Here is a 25,135-nt window from a genome sequence, read left to right as displayed (position 1 = left end):
CAGATGTCCAACTATGCCAGAAAAGGGGGAAAAAAACTGCTGAAGCCTGCGATTTACAGGAGAAATGAGAAGCGCCAGCAGTAGCGCTGGCGCTTTAAATATGCGGAAGATTACTCGTCGTCGGCGGCGTAGCCCTGCGGTGGAAGACGCTGATCATCCAGCCACGCGGCGTTTTCCAGCATCTTCAGACGACCATCAACAAACCAGCTAATGACCAGCGGGTAAATAGCATGTTCCTTAGTTTGCACGCGAGCGGTGATTTCATCTTCCGTATCACCGGCAAAAACCGGAACTTTAGCCTGCAAAATCACCGGGCCGCCGTCCAGCTCATCGGTGACGAAATGCACTGATGTACCGTGTTCTTCATCGCCATTTTCCAGCGCCTGACGATGGGTATGCAAACCGGGATATTTCGGTAGCAGGGAAGGGTGAATGTTTAGCAAACGTCCGGCGTAGTGGGAAACAAACGCTGGGCTGAGAATGCGCATAAAACCGGCCAGAACTACCACATCGGGGGCGTACATGTCGATTTCGTGCATCAACTCCCGATCATAGTCTTCCCGACTGTCAAATTGGCTGGCAATAAGCGTATGCGTTGCGATACCTGCTTTGCGGGCGCGCTCAAGGCCGAACGCGTCGGCCTTATTGCTGAAAACTGCCCGTAGGGTGCCTTTAATTTTGTTGGTTTTACAGGCATCAATAATTGCCTGCAAATTACTTCCGTTGCCGGAAATAAGCACCACAATATTCATTATTCGATAACCACGCGTTGTTCGGAATCAGAAGCTTTGATGATACCGATTTTCCACGCGTTTTCACCGTTGGCATTGAGCAGGGCGAGAGCTTTGTCCACTTCCGGAGCAGGCAGGGCGATAACCATCCCGACGCCGCAGTTGAAGGTACGATACATTTCATGGCGGCTGACGTTACCTGCCGTTTGCAGCCAGTTGAACACTTCCGGCCACTGCCAGGAGGATTCATCAATCACTGCCTGAGTGTTTTCTGGTAATACGCGAGGAATGTTTTCCCAGAAACCGCCGCCGGTCAGGTGCGCAATGGCGTGAACATCAACCTTTTCAATCAATTCCAGCACTGACTTCACATAAATACGGGTTGGCGCCAGCAGATGATCGGCTAAAGGTTTTCCGTCCAGCTCTGTAGTTTGCGGGTCGCAACCGCTGACTTCGAGAATTTTGCGTACCAGCGAGTAACCGTTCGAGTGCGGGCCGCTGGAGCCGAGCGCAATGAGCACATCGCCGTCGCTAACTTTAGAACCGTCGATGATTTCTGATTTTTCTACCACCCCAACACAGAAACCAGCGACATCGTAATCTTCGCCGTGATACATCCCCGGCATTTCTGCCGTTTCGCCGCCCACCAGCGAACAGCCCGATTGCAGACAACCTTCCGCGATGCCGCTAATCACCGCTGAAGCGGTATCAACATCCAGTTTTCCGGTTGCGTAATAGTCGAGGAAAAACAGCGGTTCCGCGCCTTGCACCACCAGGTCATTAACACACATGGCGACCAGATCAATACCAATGGTGTCGTGACGTTTTAAGTCCATCGCCAGACGTAGCTTGGTGCCTACACCGTCAGTGCCGGAAACCAGTACGGGTTCACGATATTTTTGCGGCAGCGCGCACAATGCGCCGAATCCACCCAATCCCCCCATCACTTCCGGGCGACGGGTTTTCTTCACAGTCCCCTTGATTCGGTCAACCAGAGCGTTTCCTGCGTCAATATCAACACCGGCATCTTTATAGCTGAGAGAGGTTTTGTCGGTCACTGCTAAGTCTCCACGCGTTTGCGTTAGCAAGAAAAATCGGCGCAATTCTAACAGTCTAAGCAAACGTTTGCGAGCCCATTGTGCATCCATTTTTTAGGGGGTGGATTTTTGCCGTTCGGCCTGAGAACGTGGTCAACTTTGATACTATTCACGAAAATGAAACCGGGTACATTTTTGTCCTTGCATCAGTTGCGTTGAATGCACATGGTGCAACTGAAATCGGTTTCTGTTTTTGCGAAAACGAGAAGTCAGCGTGTCGTTTTACCATTCGGGAAGGATGAGAACGATGGGCATTGCAGCATTTGATATTGGCGGCACCGCGCTAAAAATGGGCGGCGCTATCCGTCGCTTCGATAACTTTGCTATGAAAACGTGGCTGATGTAATGACGGCAGGCGTAACCGTAAACTCATCGACTTCTTCGTGCGCTTTGCCCAGGTTGTCTTCACCCATTATCAGCATCCAGTGAAGTACTGGATGACCTTTAACGAGATAAACAACCAGCCTGGTTTCTAACCCATACGTGCATAAATTCTATTGGGGATGGCAGATTGACCCGGTAGGGCTGCGCTATTCGCTGAACTGGTTCTGTGACCACTATCAGCTACAGCTGTTTATCGTAGAGAACGGTTTTGGCTCGATCGACGTGCAGGAAAGCGACGGTACGGTGAACGACCAGTACCGTATTGATTATCTCGCAGCCCATATTAACGAGATGAAAAAACGCTACGGCTTTATTTACGTTGATAAAGATAACGAAGGTAACGGCACGCTAGCACGCAGCCGTAAAAAATCCTTCAACTGGTATAAAGCGGTGATCGCCTCTAACGGCGAGAAGCTGTAATCATGGGACGGCCAGCGAAAGCTGGCCGCGTTAGGATGCTTTTTTCTTCGTGCGCCTGGAATTGCGTTCAATCACCTCGTAAATAACCCAGGATCGCGCTATTTTCCTGCCGTTGATCGTCACAATCTCGCTGTTCCCCCCGCCTCTGATGGCGGTTATTTTCTTTTGATTCAGCAGAATATTGACCTCTTTTTTATTATTTGTTTCCAACAGTAGCTGTCCGGTTTGCCTGTCGCTAATCCGATACCACTGCTGTTTTGGTGGCGGTTGAGATGCTCGCCGAAATCGCTGTTTTACTTTTTCAGCGGCAATGGTTACAGCGATGCCTAATGCACCCATTATGGTCAATGACCAGAAGCCAAAGGGGAATCCAAAATAGCCTTTGTGAAGTTTGAACCAGAAGGCGTGGCAAAATTTTACAATTTCGGGGTTGCTTTTCACATAATTGATACAGACAGACTTTCTGTTGCCGGGATTCCAGGATGTATCAATAAATTCTGCTGTTCTTTTGCGTCCACTCGCCTGAAATTCAACGGTGAAGGTATATCGAAAATCGCAATTCGCGTTCCGGCCATGTAGTTTACATAAGCCTTTACTTGCAGCTTCTTCCGGTGAGATGAAACGCACATTGTAAATCGTCGACATCGTCGCAACTGAGTCTTGCCGCATCTGCACTTCATCATAAACCACCCAGCCAGTCCACAGGCTAAAAATCACAAAAGCTGCCTGATAGCTCCGGTATAACACCTTCTCAAAAGTAGAGGCTTCCGCCCACGCTTGCTCTTTTTTACTTTTCCGTTTTTTCATGTCTCGCGCATCCTGGCGCAAAAGCTGATGAGTACTGAGATTTGCTACTCTATTCCTGGCAACCCCGCCTATGCTTGATCAGCATCAAGTAAAAAAATGTTGTCGATGAAAAGAATGGCGGTATAATCCGTCGATTTTTTTTGTGGCTGCCCTCAAAGGAGAAAGAGTATGAAGATCGTGGAAGTCAAACACCCACTCGTCAAACACAAGCTGGGACTGATGCGTGAGCAAGATATCAGCACCAAGCGCTTTCGCGAACTCGCTTCCGAAGTGGGTAGCCTGCTGACTTACGAAGCGACCGCCGACCTCGAAACGGAAAAAGTCACTATCGAAGGTTGGAACGGCCCGGTAGAAATTGACCAGATCAAAGGTAAAAAAATTACCGTGGTGCCAATTCTGCGTGCGGGTCTGGGGATGATGGACGGTGTTCTGGAAAACGTTCCGAGCGCGCGCATCAGCGTAGTCGGTATGTACCGTGATGAAGAAACACTGGAGCCGGTACCGTACTTCCAGAAACTGGTTTCTAACATCGATGAGCGTATGGCGCTGATCGTTGACCCAATGTTGGCAACCGGTGGTTCCGTTATCGCGACCATCGACCTGCTGAAAAAAGCGGGCTGCAGCAGCATTAAAGTGCTGGTGCTGGTGGCTGCGCCAGAAGGTATCGCTGCGCTGGAAAAAGCGCATCCGGACGTCGAGCTGTATACCGCATCGATTGACCAGGGGCTGAATGAGCACGGATACATTATCCCGGGCCTCGGCGATGCTGGTGATAAAATCTTTGGTACGAAATAACGAATAAAAAATAATTAAAGCCGACTTTAAGAGTCGGCTTTTTTTTGAGTAAAGCGCCTATAACACATAATATACAGAGGATAATACTATGACGCGCCGTGCTATCGGGGTGAGTGAAAGACCGCCACTTTTACAGACAATCCCGCTTAGTTTACAACATTTGTTCGCCATGTTTGGTGCAACCGTCCTGGTGCCCGTCTTATTTCATATCAACCCGGCGACCGTACTGTTATTTAACGGTATCGGAACGCTGCTGTATCTCTTCATCTGTAAAGGGAAAATCCCGGCTTATCTTGGTTCGAGCTTTGCCTTTATTTCTCCGGTGTTATTGCTGTTGCCGTTGGGTTATGAAGTCGCGCTGGGCGGCTTTATTATGTGCGGCGTGCTGTTCTGTCTGGTTTCTTTTATTGTGAAGAAAGCAGGGACTGGCTGGCTGGATGTGCTGTTTCCTCCAGCGGCAATGGGGGCAATCGTTGCTGTCATCGGTCTGGAGCTGGCGGGCGTGGCCGCTGGCATGGCTGGCTTACTCCCGACTGAAGGGCAAATGCCAGATTCCAAAACCATCATTATCTCCATTACTACCCTTGCGGTTACGGTTTTAGGTTCCGTTCTGTTCCGCGGTTTCCTGGCGATTATCCCGATTTTGATTGGCGTGTTGGTGGGGTACGCGCTCTCCTTCGCAATGGGTATTGTCGATACCACGCCGATTATTAACGCTCACTGGTTTGCTCTGCCGACCTTTTACACGCCGCGCTTTGAGTGGTTTGCCATTTTGACCATTCTGCCTGCGGCGCTGGTGGTTATTGCTGAACACGTGGGGCATCTGGTGGTAACGGCTAACATCGTGAAAAAAGATCTGCTGCGCGATCCGGGCCTGCACCGTTCCATGTTCGCTAATGGCCTGTCTACCGTTATCTCCGGGTTCTTTGGTTCCACGCCAAACACTACCTACGGGGAAAACATCGGCGTTATGGCGATCACCCGAGTCTACAGTACCTGGGTAATCGGTGGTGCGGCGATCTTCGCCATTCTGCTCTCCTGTGTTGGTAAACTGGCTGCGGCTATCCAGATGATCCCACTGCCGGTGATGGGCGGCGTTTCGCTGCTGCTTTACGGTGTCATCGGCGCTTCTGGTATTCGTGTACTTATTGAATCGAAAGTGGACTACAACAAAGCACAGAACTTGATCCTGACTTCCGTGATCCTGATCATCGGTGTCAGCGGTGCGAAGGTAAACATCGGTGCGGCAGAGCTGAAAGGTATGGCGTTGGCGACCATCGTCGGCATTGGCTTAAGCCTGATCTTTAAATTGATTAGCGTGCTCCGTCCGGAAGAAGTGGTGTTGGATGCAGAAGACGCCGATATAACAGAAAAATAATGTAGCGACCGGGCAGTAATGCTGCCCGGTTCAAACATGATGGAATTCTGTGGTAAACTTCTCGTGATTTTGTGAAATCCCTGGTTGAGGTATCTCTGAACACACCGGCACAGCTCTCTTTGCCACTTTATCTTCCTGACGACGAAACCTTTGCAAGTTTCTGGCCGGGGGATAACTCCTCTTTACTGGCCGCGATGAAAAACGTGCTGCGTCAGGAACATAGCGGTTACATCTATCTCTGGGCACGCGAAGGCGCGGGGCGCAGCCATCTGCTGCACGCGGCTTGCGCGGAATTGTCGCAGCGTGGCGATGCGGTAGGTTATGTCCCGCTGGATAAACGCACCTGGTTTGTTCCGGAAGTGCTCGATGGTATGGAACAACTGTCGCTGGTTTGCATCGACAATATTGAGTGTATTGCTGGCGATGAGTTGTGGGAGATGGCGATTTTCGATCTCTACAATCGGATTCTGGAGTCAGGTAAAACACGGTTGCTGATCACTGGTGATCGTCCACCTCGTCAGTTGAATCTGGGGTTACCGGATCTTGCGTCACGTCTTGACTGGGGGCAGATCTACAAGTTGCAGCCACTTTCTGATGAAGACAAATTGCAGGCTTTACAGTTACGCGCCCGTTTGCGTGGTTTTGAACTGCCGGAAGATGTGGGACGTTTCTTGCTGAAGCGGCTCGACAGAGAGATGCGCACGTTATTTATGACGTTGGATCAGCTGGATCGCGCATCGATTACTGCACAACGTAAGTTGACCATTCCGTTTGTGAAAGAGATCCTGAAGCTGTAGACAGGACGTTTATTGTCGGATGCGGCGCGAGCGCCTTATCTGACCTACTCGAATCAAGTTCATTGTATTTGTAGGCCGGATAAGACGCGGCAAGCGTCGCATCCGGCAATATGCCTTAGCTACCGAAGGGGTACATCTTAACCCACGATTTCCAGCACTTGCTCCGGTGGGCGACCAATACGCGCTTTGCCATTCACGACCACAATCGGGCGTTCCATCAGCTTCGGATTATCCACCATCGCCTGAATCAGCGCCTCTTCGCTAAGCGAACTGTCTGCAAGATTCAGCTCTTTATAAAGATCCTCTTTCTGGCGCATCAATTCACGGGCGCTATTCATACCCAACATTTTCAGCAAATTACGTAGCGTTGCCGCATCGGCGGGTGTCTCAAGATAGAGCACCACTTCCGGCTCCACACCATTTTCTTTCAGCAGGTTCAGCGTTTCACGGCTCTTTGAGCAGCGTGGGTTGTGGTAGATTTTTACCTGTTTGGTCATTGTTCTTCCTTTAATGCGAATTACATCTTGGTATAAGGCTTAAAGCGTTCCTGCAACTGGCGCAACTGGTCGATGCGCGCATCGTAACGCGCTTGTTGTAGGCTGCCTAATTTCACCTGCGAACTTGCGCTACTTAACAGAGAAATGGCCTGGTCGAGTCGCCCGGCCAGCGCATAACCTTCTGCTCGCGCAGCCAGTTCCTGATCGCGGTTATTTAGCGCGGCCTCCGCCTGTGCCAGCAAATCCCAGCCATTGCTGTCATCTTTATTATTAAAAGTATAGCGATTCAGAATATTGGCCGCTTCCTGCGGTTGACCGCCTTGCAGATACGCGTTTGCCAGGTTGAGCTGCAACACCGGACTGGTGCGTAAATCGCGGGCATTTTTCAGCCTATTGATCGCGTCATTGGCTTTGTGTTGCCCAAGGTCAATATCGGTTGCCAGATCGAGAAACCATGCGTTAGCCGGTTCTGCCGCCAATAATGGCTGAAGCGTTTTCCGTGCTTCATCGAATTTATTGGCTACCATCGCCTGTAAAGCACGGCCATACTGTGCCGCCCGTTGCTGACGAACATTGCCTTTCGCCCATTCATCCAGCAAGTCGCTGGTGAGCTGATTACGTCCGGAATTGTACATCCCTAGAGTACGCGCTTTTGCCAGATAGAAATCTTCTGACGATTGCACCACCATCGGGCGCATCTGATTAGCACGGTTACGAGCATCAGCCAGACGGCTTTCCGGCAACGGGTGAGTCAGCAAAATTTCCGGCGGACGCGAAGAGTAACGCGCTTGATCGAGCAATTTTTCGAGGAAGGTCGGCATCGCCTGCGGATCGAACCCCGAGCGTTGCAGCACCTGAATCCCAATGCGGTCTGCTTCCTGTTCGTTTTGCTGGGTGAAGCTGATCATCCCCTGGCGTGTTCCCGCCAGCGTACCGGTCAGCGCTGCCATTCCCGCCTGCGGGCTGGCCATCGCCAGTAAAATAGAACCTAACGCCCCGACCCAGGTGAGTGGTGCGCTACGTTGCTGATCTTCCATCGCTCGCGCCAGGTGGCGCTGGGTGACGTGGGAGATTTCATGCGCCATAACCGAAGCCAGTTGGCTTTCGTTATCGGAATAACGGAACAGGGCAGAATGCAGCACTACGTTGCCGCCAAAGAAAGCAAAGGCGTTAATTTCGTCGTTATTGATCAGAAAGAAATGGAATGGCGTCTTAACTGAATTGGCATGCGAAACCAGACGCATCCCCAGCGAGTTAATGTATTGCGTTAATAGCGGATCATTAATTAACGGCGCGCTGCCGCGTAACTGGCGAACATAATAGTCGCCCATTTGCATTTCCTGACCAATGGAAAGCGTGCTTCCTGCGGAGGTTCCCATATCCGGCAAGGTGTCTGCGCTATCGGCAAACGCCGGGGCTACCTGACCGAGGGTCACAGCAGCAATGAGGGTAGCAACCAGGTTTTTTTTCAACTGCCTGAACATAACCTCTGTCCTGTATTTCTGGAGATAGTCATTTGACCGATACTGTGAAATATCGTTCCCACCGCGCCGTCTTTGAGTGTAACGGTGAAGATTAACCCACTCAAATGACTTTTTAGTTTCCTGAATCCGTCATAAAAAGCGAAGTCTTTTTTGTGACATTTCGATACAATTGCGGATCGCAATCCCCCTCTTGAGGTTCAGGGAAGGTCTTTATGCTCGAAATGTTGATGCAATGGTATCGCCGCCGTTTTAGCGACCCGGAAGCGATTGCCTTGCTGGTTATTTTAGTTGCCGGTTTTGGCATTATCTTTTTCTTTAGTGGATTACTCGCGCCGCTGCTGGTGGCTATTGTGCTGGCCTATTTGCTGGAATGGCCCACTGTGCGCCTGCAATCTATTGGCTGTTCCCGCCGTTGGGCGACGTCGATTGTGCTGGTCCTGTTTGTTGGCATCCTGCTACTGATGGCATTTGTGGTCATGCCTATCGCCTGGCAACAGGGCATTTATTTAATCCGCGATATGCCGGGTATGCTCAATAAGCTTTCTGATTTTGCCGCCACGTTGCCGCGCCGCTATCCGGCGTTGATGGACGCGGGCATTATTGATGCGATGGCTGAGAATATGCGTAGCCGGATGCTTACCATGGGCGATTCAGTGGTGAAAATCTCCCTCGCCTCGCTGGTCGGTTTGCTGACCATTGCCGTCTATCTGGTGCTGGTGCCATTGATGGTCTTCTTCCTGCTGAAAGACAAAGAGCAAATGCTGAATGCCGTTCGTCGGGTGCTGCCGCGCAACCGTGGACTGGCAGGGCAGGTGTGGAAGGAGATGAACCAGCAAATCACCAACTACATCCGTGGCAAGGTACTGGAGATGATCGTTGTGGGGATCGCCACCTGGCTGGGATTCTTACTCTTCGGGCTGAACTATTCGCTGCTGCTGGCGGTGCTGGTCGGTTTCTCGGTGCTTATTCCGTACATTGGCGCATTTGTGGTGACCATTCCGGTGGTCGGCGTGGCGCTATTCCAGTTTGGCGCTGGCACCGAGTTCTGGAGCTGCTTCGCGGTGTATCTGATTATCCAGGCGCTGGACGGTAACTTACTCGTACCGGTGTTGTTCTCTGAAGCCGTGAACCTGCATCCGCTGGTGATTATTTTATCGGTGGTGATTTTCGGCGGGCTGTGGGGATTCTGGGGCGTATTCTTCGCTATCCCACTGGCAACGCTAATCAAAGCAGTAATCCATGCCTGGCCGGATGGTCAAATCCCGCAAGAGTAATCTTCAGCGAAAAGGGCTTTGAAACGAGTGTCGCAGGGCGTGATTTACATCACCGGATGTGAAATGTGCTGGCCGCAAGCGCAGCCAACACGGAATGGAGCAAAGTAATCAGGCGTGTTCTTTTAGCCAGTTAAGCACTACGTCGTGGTGATTGCTGGTTTTGAAATCGTCAAATACGTGTTCGATTTTGCCGTTGGCATCGATCAGGAAGCTGATACGGTGAATACCATCGTAGGTTTTGCCCATGAAAGACTTCTCGCCCCAGACGCCGAATTGTTCGCATACCTGGTGGTCTTCATCGGACAGAAGCGTAAAGTTAAGCAGTTCTTTATCTGCGAAACGGGAAAGTTTTTCAGGTTTATCGGTGCTGATACCGAGCACATCAACGCCCGCTTTTTTTAACTCTTCCATGTTATCGCGTAAGCCGCAGGCCTGTACGGTACAGCCGGGGGTCATGGCTTTCGGGTAGAAATAAACCAGAACACGCTGTCCCTGGAAGTCGGTCAAATTAACTTGTTCTCCGTCTTGGTCCGGCAAGCTAAATTTCGGTGCGATGTCACCGGCTTTCAGTGGATTCATTAATTAACTCCATCCTGTTCATCATGTTGGGAATAGTTGACGACGTTAATACTGCCTTGCGCATTGAGTTCTGTACATAGTGCTTTGAACGCTTGCTCAATATTTGCTGAGTCCGCAGACGCCGGGCTGTGGGCGGTAATCTGAATATGTAGCTGCGCAGCCCTTTCATTTTCAGCAGGTTGCGTGCGTGACACCAGTTCTGCAATGTTCATATGGTGCGCGTCGAAAAGTGCTGTGAAGCGCTCAATTAAATGCGGGGAGTCCGCCACATCGACCTGAACCCAGACAGATGCGGGCATAGGTGGACGTGGGCGAGCGGTCGTTCGTTTCATCACGATTAAAAGATCCAGCTCGGCGCCTTTCAACGGTAACGTTGATTCAATCAAGGTGATGGCGTTCCATGAACCGGAAAGCAGCATGATAAACGTGAACTCTTCTCCCAACATCGCCAGGCGACTGTCTTCGATATTACAGCCGCAACTACTGACATGACGGGTGATGGTATTCACAATTCCTGGGCGATCGGCACCCAGCGCAGTGATCACCAGATAATGTTGCGATGACAGTGTCAAACTGGTTATTCCTTTAAGGGGGTGAGATGTTCCTAAGGAAAGCATAAAAAAAACATGCATACAACAATCAGAACGGTTCTGTTTGCTTGCTTTTAATGCCATACCAAACGTACCATTGAGACACTTGTTTGCACAGAGGATGGCCCATGTTCACGGGAAGTATTGTCGCGATTGTTACTCCGATGGATGAAAAAGGTAATGTCTGTCGGGCTAGCTTAAAAAAACTGATTGATTATCATGTCGCCAGCGGTACTTCGGCGATCGTTTCTGTTGGTACTACTGGTGAGTCCGCTACTCTGAACCATGACGAGCATGTCGATGTCGTGATGATGACGCTGGAGCTGGCTGATGGGCGCATTCCGGTGATTGCCGGGACCGGTGCTAACGCCACCACAGAAGCCATTAACCTGACGCAGCGCTTCAACGACAGCGGTGTTGTTGGCTGCCTGACGGTAACCCCTTATTACAACCGCCCATCGCAAGAAGGTCTGTATCAGCATTTCAAAGCCATCGCTGAACATACTGACCTGCCGCAAATTCTGTATAATGTGCCGTCCCGTACTGGTTGCGATCTGCTACCAGAAACGGTGGGCCGTCTGGCGAAAGTAAAAAATATTGTCGGAATCAAAGAAGCAACAGGGAACTTAACGCGGGTAAACCAGATCAAAGAGCTGGTTTCAGACGATTTTGTTCTGCTGAGCGGCGATGATGCGAGCGCGCTGGATTTCATGCAGTTAGGCGGTCATGGCGTAATTTCCGTTACGGCTAACGTCGCAGCGCGAGATATGGCCCAGATGTGCAAACTGGCGGCAGAAGGGCATTTTGCCGAGGCACGCGTTATTAATCAGCGTCTGATGCCATTACACAACAAACTATTTGTCGAACCCAATCCAATCCCTGTGAAATGGGCATGTAAGGAACTGGGTCTTGTGGCGACCGATACGCTACGCCTGCCAATGACGCCAATCACCGACAGTGGTCGTGAGACGGTCAGAGCGGCGCTTAAGCATGCCGGTTTGCTGTAAAGTTTAGGGAGATTTGATGGCTTACTCTGTACAAAAGTCGCGCCTAGCGAAGGTTGCGGGTGTTTCGCTTGTTCTTTTACTCGCAGCCTGTAGTTCGGACTCACGTTATAAGCGTCAGGTGAGCGGCGATGAAGCCTACCTGGAAGCGGCACCGCTTGCAGAACTTCACGCCCCGGCAGGAATGATTTTGCCGGTGACCTCCGGCGACTATGCGATTCCGGTAACTAACGGTAGTGGCGCAGTTGGCAAAGCGTTAGATATTCGTCCACCAGCCCAGCCGCTGGCGCTGGTTTCAGGTGCGCGTACCCAGTTCACGGGCGATACCGCTTCGCTGCTGGTGGAAAATGGTCGTGGCAATACTCTGTGGCCGCAGGTCGTTAGCGTGCTGCAGGCGAAAAACTATACCATTACCCAACGCGATGATGCCGGTCAGACGCTGACCACCGATTGGGTACAATGGAACCGTCTGGACGAAGACGAGCAATATCGTGGTCGTTATCAAATCTCCGTTAAACCGCAGGGTTACCAGCAGGCGGTAACGGTGAAATTGCTGAACCTGGAGCAGGCTGGCAAGCCGGTTGCAGATGCGGCGTCTATGCAGCGTTACAGTGCTGAGATGATGAACGTCATTTCCGCTGGCCTGGATAAATCCGTCACTGACGCGGCTAATGCGGCGCAAAACCGTGCTTCCACAACAATGGATGTACAAAGCGGCGCTGACGACACTGGTTTACCGATGCTGGTCGTGCGTGGTCCGTTCAACGTAGTATGGCAACGTCTGCCTGCTGCGCTGGAAAAAGTGGGCATGAAAGTGACCGACAGCACTCGTTCACAGGGCAGCATGGCCGTAACTTACAAGCCACTGTCTGACAGCGACTGGCAGGAACTGGGCGCCCGTGATCCTGAACTGGCATCCGGCGACTACAAATTGCAAGTCGGTGATTTAGATAACCGCAGCAGCTTACAGTTTATTGATCCAAAAGGTCATACGCTGACCCAAAGCCAAAACGACGCACTGGTATCAGTCTTCCAGGCTGCGTTTAGCAAGTAAAAATACAGGGCTGGAGTCATCCGGCCCTTTTTTCTGATATGATACGCAAACGTGTGCGTCAGCAGAAAATCGCGATTTTAGCGTTAATTCGCACGAAATTTGTTTGTCGGCGTAGGTCGGTTAAGGCGTACACGGTACAGCCGACAAAACGACAGGCACACCAGACAGCAAAAGATTTTAAAACGTTAATTCACACCCAGGAGTGATAAAGATGCAAAAGCAAGCTGAGTTGTATCGTGGTAAAGCGAAAACCGTATACAGCACGGAAAACCCGGATCTGTTGGTGCTCGAATTCCGCAATGATACGTCAGCAGGGGATGGCGCGCGCATTGAGCAGTTTGATCGCAAAGGTATGGTGAACAACAAGTTCAACTACTTCATTATGAGCAAACTGGCTGAAGCGGGTATCCCGACTCAAATGGAGCGTCTGCTCTCTGATACCGAATGTCTGGTGAAAAAACTGGATATGGTGCCGGTTGAATGTGTCGTGCGTAACCGTGCTGCTGGCTCTCTGGTGAAACGTCTTGGAATCGAAGAAGGTATTGAGCTGAACCCGCCGCTGTTCGATCTGTTCCTGAAAAACGACGCCATGCACGATCCGATGGTCAACGAATCTTACTGCGAAACCTTTGGTTGGGTAAGCAAAGAGAACCTGGCGCGCATGAAAGAGCTGACCTACAAAGCGAACGACGTGCTGAAAAAACTGTTCGACGATGCCGGTCTGATTCTGGTCGATTTCAAGCTGGAGTTTGGTCTGTACAAAGGCGAAGTGGTACTGGGTGATGAGTTCTCCCCGGACGGTAGCCGCCTGTGGGACAAAGAAACGCTGGAGAAAATGGACAAAGACCGTTTCCGCCAGAGCCTCGGTGGCCTGATCGAAGCCTATGAAGCCGTCGCCCGCCGCCTGGGTGTACAGCTGGACTGATTTTTCTGTTCATCGTCTTGCCGTGCTGCTGGCACGGCAAGACAACCGCTCTCGTAAGATGTGCATTGAACGCTCATTCCTCCATCATTTCCTCCCGTTTTCCTGTGGTAATCTTCCCCTGAACCACCTACGATCATTCCTATAATGAATATATTGTTGAGGTATCTATGCGCTGGCAAGGGCGTCGTGAAAGTGACAATGTTGAAGACAGGCGAAACAGTTCCGGTGGTCCGTCAATGGGCGGTCCCGGTTTTCGCCTACCAACCGGTAAAGGCGGGTTAATTTTACTGGTGGTTGTGTTGGTCGCTGGCTACTATGGTGTTGATTTAACTGGATTAATGACCGGGCAGCCCGTTTCCCAACAGCAATCAACGCGTTCAATTAGCCCAAATGAAGACGAAGCAGCAAAATTCACTTCGGTGATTCTGGCAACCACGGAAGACACCTGGGGACAGCAATTCGAGAAGATGGGTAAGACCTACCAGCAACCGAAGCTGGTCATGTACCGTGGAATGACTCGCACCGGTTGCGGGGCGGGGCAGTCCATTATGGGACCGTTTTATTGCCCGGCGGATGGCACAGTCTATATCGATCTCTCCTTCTATGATGACATGAAAGACAAACTGGGCGCGGATGGTGATTTTGCTCAAGGGTACGTTATCGCCCATGAAGTCGGTCATCACGTGCAGAAACTGTTAGGTATCGAGCCGAAAGTCCGTCAACTGCAACAAAACGCGACGCAAGCGGAAGCCAACCGCTTATCTGTGCGTATGGAACTCCAGGCCGACTGCTTTGCCGGTGTCTGGGGGCATAGCATGCAGCAGCAAGGCGTTCTGGAAACCGGCGATCTGGAAGAGGCGCTGAACGCGGCGCAGGCCATCGGCGATGACCGCTTACAACAGCAAAGTCAGGGGCAGGTAGTGCCAGACAGCTTTACCCATGGTACATCTCAGCAGCGCTACAGCTGGTTTAAACGTGGTTTCGACAGCGGCGATCCGGCACAATGCAATACTTTTGGTAAAAGCATTTAACTTCCGGGGCAGGGATGGCTGAACTGACTGCGCTTCACACATTAACAGCGCAAATGAAACGTGAAGGGATTCGCCGCTTGTTAGTGTTGAGCGGCGAAGGAAGCTGGTGCGGTGAGCATGTGCTTAAGTTGCGTGACGTATTACCGGGCGACTGGCTGTGGATTTCGCCGCAGCCAGCTTCTGAAAACCACTGTACGCCATCAGCGCTACAAACTTTACTTGGGCGCGAGTTCCAGCATGCGGTATTCGACGCCCGCCAGGGTTTTGATGCCGCCGCTTTTGCGGCACTTAGCGGAACGCTGAAAGCGGGAAGCTGGCTGGTGTTGTTGCTCCCTGCGTGGGAAGAATGGGAAAACCATCCTGATGTCGATTCGCTGCGCTGGAGTGATTGCCCTGGTCCTATTGCGACTCCGCATTTTGTCCAACATCTCAAACGCGTACTTGCGGCGGATAACAACGCTATCCTCTGGCGACAAAATCAGCCGTTCAAGTTGGCGCATTTTGCTCCTTATCCAGACTGGCGTCCTGCTACTGGCGAGCCGCAACCAGAACAACAGCACATATTACAGCAACTGCTGACCATGCCGCCGGGCGTGGCTGCGGTAATTGCTGCGCGCGGGCGCGGTAAGTCGGCGCTGGCGGGGCAACTCATTTCCCATATCTCTGGCAGTGCGATTGTTACAGCACCTGCGAAGGCTGCAACGGATGTGCTGGCGCAGTTTGCGGGCGAGGAGTATCGCTTTGTGGCGCCAGATGCCTTATTAGCCAGTGATGAAAAAGCCGACTGGCTGGTGGTTGACGAAGCCGCAGCCATTCCTGCACCACTGTTGCATCAGCTTGTATCGCGTTTCTCACGCACTTTGTTAACTACAACGGTACAGGGCTATGAAGGCACCGGACGTGGTTTTTTGCTGAAATTTTGCGCCCGCTTTCCGCATTTACACCGTTTTGAACTGCAACAGCCGATCCGCTGGGCGCAGGGATGCCCGCTGGAAAAAATAGTTAGTGAGGCACTGGTTTTTGACGACGAAAACTTCACTCACGAACCACAAGGTGACATCGTCATTTCTGCTTTTGAACAGACGTTATGGCGAAGCGAACCAGAAACGCCGTTAAAGGTATATCAGCTATTGTCTGGCGCGCATTACCGGACCTCGCCGCTGGATTTACGCCGGATGATGGATGCACCAGGGCAACATTTTTTAAAGGCGGCTGGTGAAAACGAGATCGCCGGGGCGCTGTGGCTGGTGGATGAGGGCGGATTATCTCAAGAACTCAGTCAGGCGGTATGGGCGGGTTATCGACGTCCACGGGGCAATCTGGTGGCGCAGTCGCTAGCGGCACATGGTGGCAATCCAGTGGCGGCTACGTTGCGCGGACGGCGGGTCAGCCGGATTGCAGTCCATCCGGCGCGTCAGCGCGAAGGCGTTGGGCAACAGCTCATTGCCAGCGCTTTGCAATATACGCATGGCCTCGACTACCTTTCGGTAAGCTTTGGCTACACCGAGGAATTATGGCGTTTCTGGCAACGATGCGGTTTTGTGTTGGTGCGGATGGGCAATCATCGCGAAGCCAGCAGCGGCTGTTATACGGCGATGGCGTTGTTACCGATTAGCGAAGCGGGTAAACAGCTGGCAGAACGTGAGCATTTTCGTTTACGCCGCGATGCGCAAAATATCGCGCAGTGGAATGGCGAAACTATTCCAGTCGATCCGCTTAACGATATCGTGGTTACTGACGGCGACTGGCTGGAACTGGCTGGTTTTGCTTTCGCTCATCGTCCGCTTTTAACGTCATTAGGCTGTTTAATGCGTCTGCTGCAAATCAGCGAACTGACATTACCAGCGCTGCGTGGGCGCTTGCAGAAAAACGTCAGCGACGCGCAGTTATGTACCACACTTAAACTTTCGGGGCGTAAGGCGTTGTTGGCCCGTCAGCGTGAAGAGGCGGCACAGGCGCTATTCGCGCTTGATGATACCCGCACTGAACGCCTGCGCGATCGCATAACGCAATGGCAATTTTTTCACTGACTCCTTCAATTTTATCCCATGGTCATTGTGAGTCAGCGGCGTAAAATTAATGACATCAGTTAAGGAGTTCGCCATGAAACATGACCATTTTGTTGTTCAAAGCCCGGATAAACTTGCGCAACAGTTGTTGCTGCTTTTTCACGGTGTCGGCGATAACCCGGTAGCGATGGGGGAGATCGGCAGTTGGTTTGCACCGCTGTTCCCGGATGCGCTGGTGGTGAGTGTCGGTGGCGCGGAGCCGAGCGGTAATCCGGCGGGGCGTCAGTGGTTTTCGGTGCAGGGCATAACGGAAGATAATCGCCAGGCGCGTGTGGATGCCATCATGCCGACCTTTATTGAGACGGTGCGCTACTGGCAGAAACAGAGCGGAGTAGCGGCTAACGCCACGGCGCTAATCGGTTTCTCCCAAGGCGCGATTATGGCGCTGGAGAGCATTAAAGCCGAACCGGGCCTTGCCTCACGCGTCATTGCTTTTAACGGACGCTATGCCAGCCTGCCGGAAACCGCGTCTACAGCCACGACAATTCACTTGATTCATGGAGGTGAAGATCCGGTTATCGATTTGGCGCATGCGGTTGCGGCGCAGGAAGCGTTAATCAGTGCCGGTGGTGATGTGACGCTGGATATCGTGGAGGATTTAGGCCATGCGATCGACAATCGCAGTATGCAATTTGCCCTGGATCACTTGCGTTATACCATTCCGAAACATTATTTCGACGAAGCGCTAAGTGGCGGTAAGCCTGGCGATGATGATGTAATTGAAATGATGTAATAACAGCTGCGTAGGCCTGACAAGACGCGTGAGCGTCGCATCAGGCATTGTTCACCGTTGCCGGATGCGGCGTTAACGCCTTATCCGGCCCCTCAGCTTACTTCTTCGGTTGATCCTTTTTCGGCCAGTCGTCGTCATCGTCCCACTTATCGTTGAAATCACGATGCGGGGGAAGCTCCGGCTTGTTGGCGAGAAATTTCTTATGGTCGACGCGCTTGAGATCTTTAATCACGTTCAGCAGGACGCCCACCAAAAAGACAATCACCAGAATCCACCAATATTTAGCCAGCCAGTCCATGCTTATTTCCTCTTACAGAACGACTCATCAGGCGACGAGCTGTTCCATGATACGTTGATACATACGGGCAAGTAGCTGCAGGTCGGCAGCATTCACACATTCATTAATTTTATGAATGGTAGCATTGACCGGCCCGAGTTCCACCACCTGCGCCCCCATGCGAGCAATAAAGCGCCCGTCGGACGTTCCGCCTGTGGTCAGTAGCTGCGGTTTTATTTCATTATAGTGCTCAACGGCGTTCACCACCGCATCCACCAGTTTACCGCGCGCTGTCAAAAATGGCTGCCCGGAAAGCCACCAATCCACTGTATAACGCAGTTGATGTTTTTCAAGCAGGGCAAGCACCTGCGCTTTGATCATCTCATCAGTCAGTTCGGTACTGAAGCGGAAGTTAAACTGCACAAACAGTTCACCCGGAATAACGTTGTTACTGCCCGTTCCCGCCTGAATATTGGCAATCTGCATACTGGTCGCCGGGAAGAATTCATTGCCCTGATCCCACTCAATAGCCACTAATTCATTAAGGAAAGGTGCTGCGCGATGTACTGGATTATCAGCCAGATGCGGGTAGGCCACATGCCCTTGCACGCCATGAATGGTGAGGTTGCAGGTTAACGATCCGCGACGGCCATTTTTCACTACATCGCCAACCACTTCGATACTCGACGGCTCACCGACCAGGCAGTAATCCAGCCGTTCATTACGCGCCATTAACGCTTCGACTACTTTGACCGTGCCATTGTGGGCGCTGGCTTCTTCGTCAGAGGTAATCAGAAATGCCAGTCGGCCTTTATGGTTGGGATGTTGCGCGACAAAACGTTCTGCTGCCACTACCATTGCCGCCAGCGAGCCTTTCATATCAGCCGCGCCGCGCCCGAACAACATGCCATCGCGAATGGTTGGCTCAAATGGTGGGTTGATCCAACGATCGGCATCGCCTGGAGGGACTACGTCAGTATGTCCGGCAAAGGCCAGGGTTTCTCCCTGTCCACGCCACGCCCAAAAATTCTGCGTATCCGCAAAATCCATGCGTTCAATGGTAAAACCGATTGCCTGCAGACGGTCGATCATGATTGCCTGACATCCTGCATCATCAGGACTTAAGGATGGGCGGCGAATAAGCTGCTGTGTCAGCTCAATAACCGGACACGACATAGACTACACCTCATGGAAAAATTGCTGATAACTGGATTCACTGAAACCCAGCAGCATAGGCTTCCCTGGCGCACAGAGCAATGGGCGTTTGATGATTGCAGGCATTTCAGTCATTAATGCCATAGCGGAGGCCGCATCGGTGATATTGTTGCGGGTAGCTTCGTCCAGCTTGCGCCAGGTGGTGCCACGGGTGTTAAGTAACGCTTGCCAGCCTAATTCATTGATAAAAGAGTTCAACAATTCACTGTTCAGGCCATCAACACGGTAATCGTGAAAGCGAAAGTCGATGTTATTGGTTTCCAGCCAACGACGTGCTTTTTTAATGGTGTCACAATTTTTGATACCGTAAAGGGTAACCATAATGAATCCTTTTGCGATTATTAAGAATAACTAATCATTTAACGGTCAATACATATTTCCCGCAAATGATTATCAGGCAATATAACATTATTAAGGTATTTAACTTAACAATTATTAAATGGTTGTGAACAATTTTAATGCAATTATTAAGAATGTTCCTCTTGGTATATTTTTGTATTTTAAACAGAATTAATTAAGTATTAGAATCCGTATGAATATGTCGAAATGTTGCTGTTCATCACATAAAAATCCCTGTCACAGGGCCATAGTATTAACGTAGGCTTCACCCCGGAGGTAGTAATCACAGCAATCGAATAAATTAGCTTCACCACGGTATATTGTTTCCGTAGAATACCCATAATTATAAGAGAGGTTGTTATGATTGAACGTGAACTGGGGAACTGGAAAGACTTTATCGAAGTTATGCTTCGTAAGTAATTTTCAGAACAGGAAATGAAAGAACCTGACGTCAGGTTCTTTATCAGAGAGTTGAAAAAGGCGACACATACGTATGTCGCCTTTTTTATTGCTTATTCTGGTCGAGGCTTCAGTGGGAAGCGACGACGCACCAGCACAAAGAATAGCGGCACGAAGTAAATCGCCAGAATGGTGGCAGAAATCATCCCGCCCATTACGCCAGTACCGACGGCGTGTTGACCACCGGAACCGGCACCACTGCTGATCGCCATCGGCAATACGCCGAAGATAAACGCCAGCGATGTCATCAGAATCGGACGTAAACGCTGACGGCAGGCGTGGAGTGTCGCTTCAAACAGGTCGTGGCCTTTTTGATTCATCTCGTTGGCAAACTCAACAATCAGGATGGCGTTTTTCGCCGACAAACCAATGACTGTTAGCAGGCCAACCTGAAAGTACACATCGTTTTCCAGCCCACGCATCCAGGTTGCCAGCAGCGCGCCGATAACCCCCAGCGGTACAACCAGCATTACCGAGAACGGTACTGACCAACTTTCATAAAGTGCAGCCAGACACAGGAATACCACCAGCAATGAAATGGCGTACAGCGCCGGAGCTTGTGCTCCGGAAAGTCGTTCCTGGTACGACATCGCTGTCCACTCCAGTCCAAAGCCGTTCGGCAACTGCTTCACCAACGATTCCATAATATCCATCGCGGTACCCGTACTGACGCCCGGGGCGGCTTCCCCGACAATTTCTACCGCAGAATAGCCGTTATAGCGTTCCAGACGCGGCGAGCCTGTTTCCCAGCGAGAGGTCGCGAAGGCGGAGAAAGGCACCATGCCGCCGTCTTTGTTACGCACATACCACAGGTTAATGTCATCTGGCAGCATGCGATACGGCGCGGCAGCCTGCACATAGACTTTCTTCACGCGACCGCGATCCATAAAGTCATTCACATAGCTCGAGCCCCACGCGGTTTGCAGCGTGTCGTTAATATCGTCAATGGCAACGCCCAGTGCCTGCGCTTTGCGCTGGTCGATATCAATCTGCAATTGCGGGCTGTCGTCCAGACCGTTATGGCGCACACGAGTAAGTTCTGGGTTTTCCGCCGCGAGCGCCAGCAGCTGATTACGCGCGGCCATCAGCGCATCGTGACCAGCCCCGGCGTGGTCCTGCAACTCCATATCAAATCCAGCGGAACTGCCAAGACCGCTGATAGCAGGCGGGCTACTGGCGATAACGCGAGCTTCTTTGATTTTATTAAATTCTTTTGTTGCACGTTCGATAATGGCAAACGAGGTGCCTGTTTTACTGTCGCGTTCGCTCCAGTCTTTCAGGCGGACAAACATTCGTGCCACGTTTTGCCCGTTCCCCCCTGGGCCAGAGCCGACAGTGGCAAACACCGACATGATGTTGTCTTTCTCATGGGTGAAGTAATACTTCTCGATCTGTTCCACCACTTTCAGAGTCTGTTGCTGAGTCGAACCGCTGGGTAACTGTACCGAGGTGGTAAACATGCCACGGTCTTCCAGAGGCAGGAACGACGTCGGCAGACGCAGAAACAGGAACACCATGCCGCCTAACAGCAGGACGTAAATCAAAATCCAGCGCAGGCTGCGGTGGAGAATTTTCGCCACCCCTTTTTCGTAGCGTTCGGCGTTGCGGTTGAACATCTGGTTAAACCAGGCAAAAAAGCCTTTCTGCCCGTGATGTTCACCTTTTTTCAGTGGCTTAAGTAGCGTAGCGCACAATGCCGGAGTCAGGATCATCGCCACCAGAACCGACAGCACCATTGCCGCAACAATGGTTATAGAGAACTGGCGATAGATAGCCCCGGTGGTGCCGCCAAAGAAGGCCATTGGCACAAATACGGCAGAAAGCACCATTGCAATCCCGACCAGTGCGCCCTGGATTTGCCCCATCGATTTACGTGTGGCTTCGCGAGGAGTGAGTCCTTCCTCACTCATAATACGTTCGACGTTTTCCACCACCACGATGGCGTCATCCACCAGCAGGCCGATAGCCAGCACCATCGCGAACATGGTTAAGGTGTTGACGCTATAGCCGAAGGCATAAAGCACCGAGAAGGTTCCCATCAACACTACCGGCACGGCGATAGTTGGAATCAGCGTAGCGCGGAAGTTTTGCAGGAACAGATACATGACGAGGAAAACCAGCGCGATAGCTTCTAACAGAGTTTTCACTACGTCTTCAATGGAGGCCTTAACAAACGAGGTGGTTTCATACGCCACCTTGTACTCCAGTCCGGGCGGGAAATACTGCGCCAGTTCATCCAGACGGTTGATCACCAGTTCTGCCGTTGCCATTTCGTTCGCACCGGAGGCCAGTTTTACCCCCAGCCCCGAGGCTGGTTTACCGTTGAAACGGCTAAGATAATCGTATTTCTCCGCTCCCATTTCGACGGTGGCGACATCACCCAGTTTCACTTCCGAACCGTCCTGATTTACCCGCAGAGTGATATCACGGAACTGTTCTGGCGTTTGCAACAGTGATTGGGCGTTAATGGTGGCGTTGAGTGCCTGGTTATCGACAGAAGGCGTACCGCCAAGCTGTCCAACCGCAATCTGTGCGTTCTGCGATTCAATGGCGTCAGTGACATCTTTAGCGGTCATCTGGAAACTGTTCAGTTTTGCCGGATCCAGCCAGATACGCATCGAATATTGCGAACCGTAAGCGTCGATATCACCAACGCCGTTCACGCGGCTTAACGGGTCCTGAATATTACTGGCAACGTAATCGGCAATATCCTGTTTATCCATCGAACCATCGGTAGAGACGAAGGCAATGGTCAGAATGTTGGTATCGCCGGTTTTACGCACCGTCACGCCCTGATTTTGCACCGCCTGCGGTAGTTTACGCATGGCCGACTGCAACTGGTTTTGCACCTGTTGCACCGCTTCGTCTGGATCTGTGCCAGCTTTAAAACTGAGCGTTACTGACGCCTGTCCAGTACCGCTGCTTTGTGATGACATATACATCAGGTTATCGAGACCAGTCATATTCTGCTCGATAACCTGGGTCACGGTGTTTTCCAGCGTCTGGGCTGACGCGCCAGGATAGTTAGCGGTCACTCGCACATTCGGTGGCGCGAGATCCGGGTACTGTTCAACGGGCAATGAGAAAATGGCCAGGGTTCCTGTCAGACACAACAGAATTGCCAGCACCCAGGCAAAAATGGGGCGATCAATAAAGAAATTCGCCATTAAAAGAGGACCTCGTAGTTCTGCGTATCGTTATGGGCATGCCTTGCTTCACTGTAGCGGCAAGGTACGAGCCAATCGTGGAGAAAAAAAGGAGATAATGTAAATTATCATGCCCTTTTATACTGAACCTAAAATGCCAGTATTTAATGAATAGTAGGCAGCATCATATCTGCTGGCTTTCCTCGCTCTCCGCAGAGCGAAAGCTAATACTCACTAACGTGCCGCCGCCGGAAGGTTGCGAAAAAGTCAGCGTCCCACCCAATCTTTCCGCGCGCTCGCGCATGATATTCAGACCATAATGGCCTTCGGGTTCCTCCGGTTCACCGATGCCAATACCGTTGTCGCGAATATAAACTGTGTGATTGCCATCCGGCGCGGTGACGCAGCTAACGGCAATTTCGCTGGCGTTGGCGTGCTTCATGGCGTTCAGCACCGCTTCGCGAATAATTTGCAACAAATGCACCTGCATCTGCGCATCCAGCGCCAGGGTTGGCAGACGGCAGTCGAGCGTCAGTTTGGCGCTGGTTTGGTTTTGTAATGTATCCAGCATTTCACGCAGCGCAGAGGGAAGATCCGCCTGCTGTAGCGTCAGTCGGAAAGTGGTTAACAGCTCGCGTAACTGCCGATAAGCATCATTCAGCGCCTGGGAGAAGTCGGCCATGATACTTTGTGCAGTGGCGTTATCTTCGGGTATCGAACGCTTCAGTAACGTCAACTGGATACGTAAATAAGAAAGCACCTGGGCCAGCGAGTCGTGCAGTTCGCGGGCGATGGTCGCGCGTTCTTCCATCAACAGCAACTGCTGAAAATGCTTCTGCGCCTGATTAAAGTACAAACCGCGTCCCAGCATCGATGAAACGCTGTTAAGTAGCGGTTCTGATGATGACACGTGGCTATTTTGCCAGTGCAACTCGCCGTAAACCGTCTCTTGCATGGTGACCGGTAAAATCTGCATTGGCAGCTCAGGGTTTGGCTTCCCTTCGCTAATCCGCCAGTTATCCCCAACGTTCAGCTCCAGATATTCAGCAGCCTCATTGTCGCGAACAATCTGCAAAATATGGCGGAAACAATGCACATCAATCTGGCTGGTGTTCAGTGCCTGCGAACACTGATACAACACCTCCAGGCGACGCTTGGCCTCGTGGAGATCGCGGGTTTTTTCTTCTACTGACGCTTCCAGCGAGCGGTACAACTTATGCAGCTCGCTCGACATCTGGTTAAAGGTTTTTGCAAGCAGGCCCAGTTCATTGGGTAGGCTGGTATCCAGCGGCGGCGAGTCGAACTGCCCGTGTTCAATACGCTGACTGGCGGTAACCAGTTGATTCAGCGGGGCTACCACCTGATGGCGTATGCGGCGCAGAGTAAAAAAGACCAGCGTGAAAATGCCAATACCGCCAGCCAGCGAAATCGCCACCACCAGCAGCATTTTTCGTTCGGCGTAGTGCTGTAGAGCCAGCACGAACAGGTCTATCTGATTAACATAATTATTAATATTGGCCTGATACCACGGCAAATCACCCTTGATGAGCCGATTATTCATCTCCAGCCAGTTGGCATTCAGATGCGCATAGCGGGCTTTTACTGCCTCTGGCACATACCAGACGTTGAGATTGGTTAATACCGGTGAATGCAGTGCCTGCTGGAACAGTTGGCGGTGTGCGTTAAGCTGTGGACTTCCACTTTGCAGATCGTAACCCAGACGATAACTCTGCATACGCAGCGATCCGGCAATATTGATAGCCTCAGCGTCGCGCAAACTGCTCGCCAGAGTTAGCAGAGCGATACCCGTGGAAAGAATCGACAGCAGCACAATGTAAAAAAAGGCCCGGGCCAGACTGGCCGAGACGGGGCGTTTGACAATCACACGCGTCTTCTCCACATAAAATAATGAATGTTACAGCTCGCTGAAACGCAATTTGATAAGCGATGAGATTATTTGATCTGCCACAGTTTATAGCGAAATAGTTACTTGTTCTGGGCACATGAACATTGCCGATCCCCGTCTAAGTCGGGTAATAACAACACTCAT

Annotated in this window: 23 protein-coding genes and 2 pseudogenes; 13 read left to right on the top strand and 12 right to left on the bottom strand. The window is 51.5% G+C overall.

Annotation, left to right across the window (positions count from 1 at the left end; all coding sequences use genetic code 11):
* Positions 1–110: 110 nt before the first annotated feature.
* Together purN and purM are read right to left on the bottom strand one after the other, a co-directional pair.
* Positions 111–752, bottom strand: a complete 642-nt coding sequence (purN, locus tag FEK50_RS07450; protein WP_131162105.1) for a phosphoribosylglycinamide formyltransferase — start codon at positions 750–752, stop codon at positions 111–113.
* Positions 752–1,789, bottom strand: a complete 1,038-nt coding sequence (gene purM, locus FEK50_RS07445) for a phosphoribosylformylglycinamidine cyclo-ligase (protein ID WP_130207469.1) — start codon at positions 1,787–1,789, stop codon at positions 752–754. The genes purN and purM overlap by 1 nt, the downstream gene beginning before the upstream one ends.
* A gap of 398 nt (positions 1,790–2,187) precedes the next feature.
* Between purM and FEK50_RS24465 the strand changes: the two are divergent.
* Positions 2,188–2,292, top strand: a pseudogene (locus tag FEK50_RS24465) (family 1 glycosylhydrolase); the annotation flags it as partial.
* A pseudogene (locus FEK50_RS07435) lies at positions 2,285–2,632 on the top strand (family 1 glycosylhydrolase); the annotation flags it as partial. The pseudogenes FEK50_RS24465 and FEK50_RS07435, both read left to right, overlap by 8 nt.
* A gap of 30 nt (positions 2,633–2,662) precedes the next feature.
* On the opposite strand, the gene FEK50_RS07430 reads toward FEK50_RS07435, so the two are convergent.
* Complete coding sequence (locus tag FEK50_RS07430; RefSeq protein ID WP_130207465.1) at positions 2,663–3,439, bottom strand: hypothetical protein; 777 nt, start codon at positions 3,437–3,439, stop codon at positions 2,663–2,665.
* A gap of 168 nt (positions 3,440–3,607) precedes the next feature.
* Here FEK50_RS07430 and upp point away from each other — a divergent pair, with 168 nt between their 5' ends.
* From upp to FEK50_RS07415, 3 genes are all read left to right on the top strand, one after another.
* Entirely contained in the window at positions 3,608–4,234 is a 627-nt protein-coding gene (gene upp / locus FEK50_RS07425) for a uracil phosphoribosyltransferase (RefSeq protein WP_130207463.1), read from the top strand.
* 88 nt (positions 4,235–4,322) lie between these two features.
* Positions 4,323–5,612, top strand: coding sequence for a uracil permease (gene uraA / locus FEK50_RS07420; RefSeq protein ID WP_130207461.1), 1,290 nt, complete (start codon positions 4,323–4,325; stop codon positions 5,610–5,612).
* Between the two features lie 95 nt (positions 5,613–5,707).
* On the top strand, positions 5,708–6,409 hold the full coding sequence (locus FEK50_RS07415; RefSeq protein ID WP_074399451.1) for a DnaA inactivator Hda: 702 nt from the start codon (positions 5,708–5,710) through the stop codon (positions 6,407–6,409).
* Positions 6,410–6,546: 137 nt separating this feature from the next.
* Here FEK50_RS07415 and arsC read toward each other — a convergent pair whose 3' ends face one another.
* Together arsC and bepA are read right to left on the bottom strand one after the other, a co-directional pair.
* Positions 6,547–6,906: an arsenate reductase (glutaredoxin) gene (arsC, locus tag FEK50_RS07410; protein ID WP_131162103.1), complete on the bottom strand. Its 360-nt coding sequence runs from the start codon at positions 6,904–6,906 to the stop codon at positions 6,547–6,549.
* Between the two features lie 20 nt (positions 6,907–6,926).
* Positions 6,927–8,390 (bottom strand): beta-barrel assembly-enhancing protease, encoded by a 1,464-nt coding sequence (bepA, locus tag FEK50_RS07405; protein WP_130260490.1) that lies wholly within the window; start codon positions 8,388–8,390, stop codon positions 6,927–6,929.
* A gap of 212 nt (positions 8,391–8,602) precedes the next feature.
* Between bepA and FEK50_RS07400 the strand changes: the two genes are divergently transcribed.
* A complete protein-coding gene (locus FEK50_RS07400) occupies positions 8,603–9,664 on the top strand; it encodes an AI-2E family transporter (protein WP_130207455.1) in 1,062 nt (353 codons plus the stop codon).
* Between the two features lie 108 nt (positions 9,665–9,772).
* Here FEK50_RS07400 and bcp read toward each other — a convergent pair whose 3' ends face one another.
* Together bcp and FEK50_RS07390 are read right to left on the bottom strand one after the other, a co-directional pair.
* Positions 9,773–10,243, bottom strand: a complete 471-nt coding sequence (gene bcp, locus FEK50_RS07395) for a thioredoxin-dependent thiol peroxidase (protein WP_130207453.1) — start codon at positions 10,241–10,243, stop codon at positions 9,773–9,775.
* Positions 10,243–10,815, bottom strand: a complete 573-nt coding sequence (locus FEK50_RS07390; protein ID WP_130207451.1) for a glycine cleavage system transcriptional repressor — start codon at positions 10,813–10,815, stop codon at positions 10,243–10,245. Before FEK50_RS07390 ends, bcp begins: the two co-directional genes overlap by 1 nt.
* Positions 10,816–10,961: 146 nt before the next feature.
* Here FEK50_RS07390 and dapA point away from each other — a divergent pair, with 146 nt between their 5' ends.
* From dapA to ypfH, 6 genes are all read left to right on the top strand, one after another.
* Positions 10,962–11,840, top strand: coding sequence for a 4-hydroxy-tetrahydrodipicolinate synthase (gene dapA / locus FEK50_RS07385; protein ID WP_130207449.1), 879 nt, complete (start codon positions 10,962–10,964; stop codon positions 11,838–11,840).
* A 16-nt stretch (positions 11,841–11,856) separates the two neighbouring features.
* The gene (bamC, locus tag FEK50_RS07380; protein ID WP_130207447.1) at positions 11,857–12,891 is read left to right on the top strand and encodes an outer membrane protein assembly factor BamC; all 1,035 of its coding nucleotides are present in this window, start codon (positions 11,857–11,859) and stop codon (positions 12,889–12,891) included.
* Positions 12,892–13,102: 211 nt separating this feature from the next.
* A complete protein-coding gene (gene purC, locus FEK50_RS07375; RefSeq protein WP_001295467.1) occupies positions 13,103–13,816 on the top strand; it encodes a phosphoribosylaminoimidazolesuccinocarboxamide synthase in 714 nt (237 codons plus the stop codon).
* A gap of 167 nt (positions 13,817–13,983) precedes the next feature.
* The gene (locus tag FEK50_RS07370; protein WP_130207445.1) at positions 13,984–14,847 is read left to right on the top strand and encodes a neutral zinc metallopeptidase; all 864 of its coding nucleotides are present in this window, start codon (positions 13,984–13,986) and stop codon (positions 14,845–14,847) included.
* Between the two features lie 14 nt (positions 14,848–14,861).
* Positions 14,862–16,877: a tRNA cytosine(34) acetyltransferase TmcA gene (gene tmcA, locus FEK50_RS07365; protein ID WP_131162102.1), complete on the top strand. Its 2,016-nt coding sequence runs from the start codon at positions 14,862–14,864 to the stop codon at positions 16,875–16,877.
* Between the two features lie 73 nt (positions 16,878–16,950).
* Positions 16,951–17,649 carry an esterase gene (ypfH, locus tag FEK50_RS07360; protein WP_131162101.1) on the top strand — a complete coding sequence of 233 codons (699 nt, stop codon included), beginning with the start codon at positions 16,951–16,953 and terminating at the stop codon, positions 17,647–17,649.
* Between the two features lie 97 nt (positions 17,650–17,746).
* Here the strand turns inward: ypfH and FEK50_RS07355 are convergent, their stop codons facing one another.
* The 3 genes from FEK50_RS07355 to FEK50_RS07345 are packed head-to-tail and all read right to left on the bottom strand — an operon-like array spanning position 17,747 to position 19,462.
* A complete protein-coding gene (locus FEK50_RS07355) occupies positions 17,747–17,947 on the bottom strand; it encodes a YpfN family protein (protein WP_000383836.1) in 201 nt (66 codons plus the stop codon).
* A 27-nt stretch (positions 17,948–17,974) separates the two neighbouring features.
* Complete coding sequence (gene dapE, locus FEK50_RS07350) at positions 17,975–19,102, bottom strand: succinyl-diaminopimelate desuccinylase (protein WP_130207439.1); 1,128 nt, start codon at positions 19,100–19,102, stop codon at positions 17,975–17,977.
* A 3-nt stretch (positions 19,103–19,105) separates the two neighbouring features.
* Positions 19,106–19,462, bottom strand: a complete 357-nt coding sequence (locus tag FEK50_RS07345; protein WP_130207437.1) for an ArsC family reductase — start codon at positions 19,460–19,462, stop codon at positions 19,106–19,108.
* Between the two features lie 378 nt (positions 19,463–19,840).
* Between FEK50_RS07345 and ypfM the strand changes: the two genes are divergently transcribed.
* Positions 19,841–19,900: a protein YpfM gene (ypfM, locus tag FEK50_RS07340; protein ID WP_001386977.1), complete on the top strand. Its 60-nt coding sequence runs from the start codon at positions 19,841–19,843 to the stop codon at positions 19,898–19,900.
* Positions 19,901–19,992: 92 nt separating this feature from the next.
* Here ypfM and acrD read toward each other — a convergent pair whose 3' ends face one another.
* Both acrD and narQ read right to left on the bottom strand, forming a co-directional pair.
* Positions 19,993–23,106 carry a multidrug efflux RND transporter permease AcrD gene (gene acrD / locus FEK50_RS07335; protein WP_130207435.1) on the bottom strand — a complete coding sequence of 1,038 codons (3,114 nt, stop codon included), beginning with the start codon at positions 23,104–23,106 and terminating at the stop codon, positions 19,993–19,995.
* Between the two features lie 163 nt (positions 23,107–23,269).
* Positions 23,270–24,970: a nitrate/nitrite two-component system sensor histidine kinase NarQ gene (narQ, locus tag FEK50_RS07330; RefSeq protein WP_130207433.1), complete on the bottom strand. Its 1,701-nt coding sequence runs from the start codon at positions 24,968–24,970 to the stop codon at positions 23,270–23,272.
* Between the last annotated feature and the right edge of the window lie 165 nt (positions 24,971–25,135).

Source organism: Escherichia sp. E2586, from assembly GCF_005781105.1.
In the GTDB taxonomy this organism is placed as follows: Bacteria; Pseudomonadota; Gammaproteobacteria; order Enterobacterales; family Enterobacteriaceae; genus Escherichia.
This window is presented reverse-complemented; position numbering and strand designations above follow the sequence as displayed.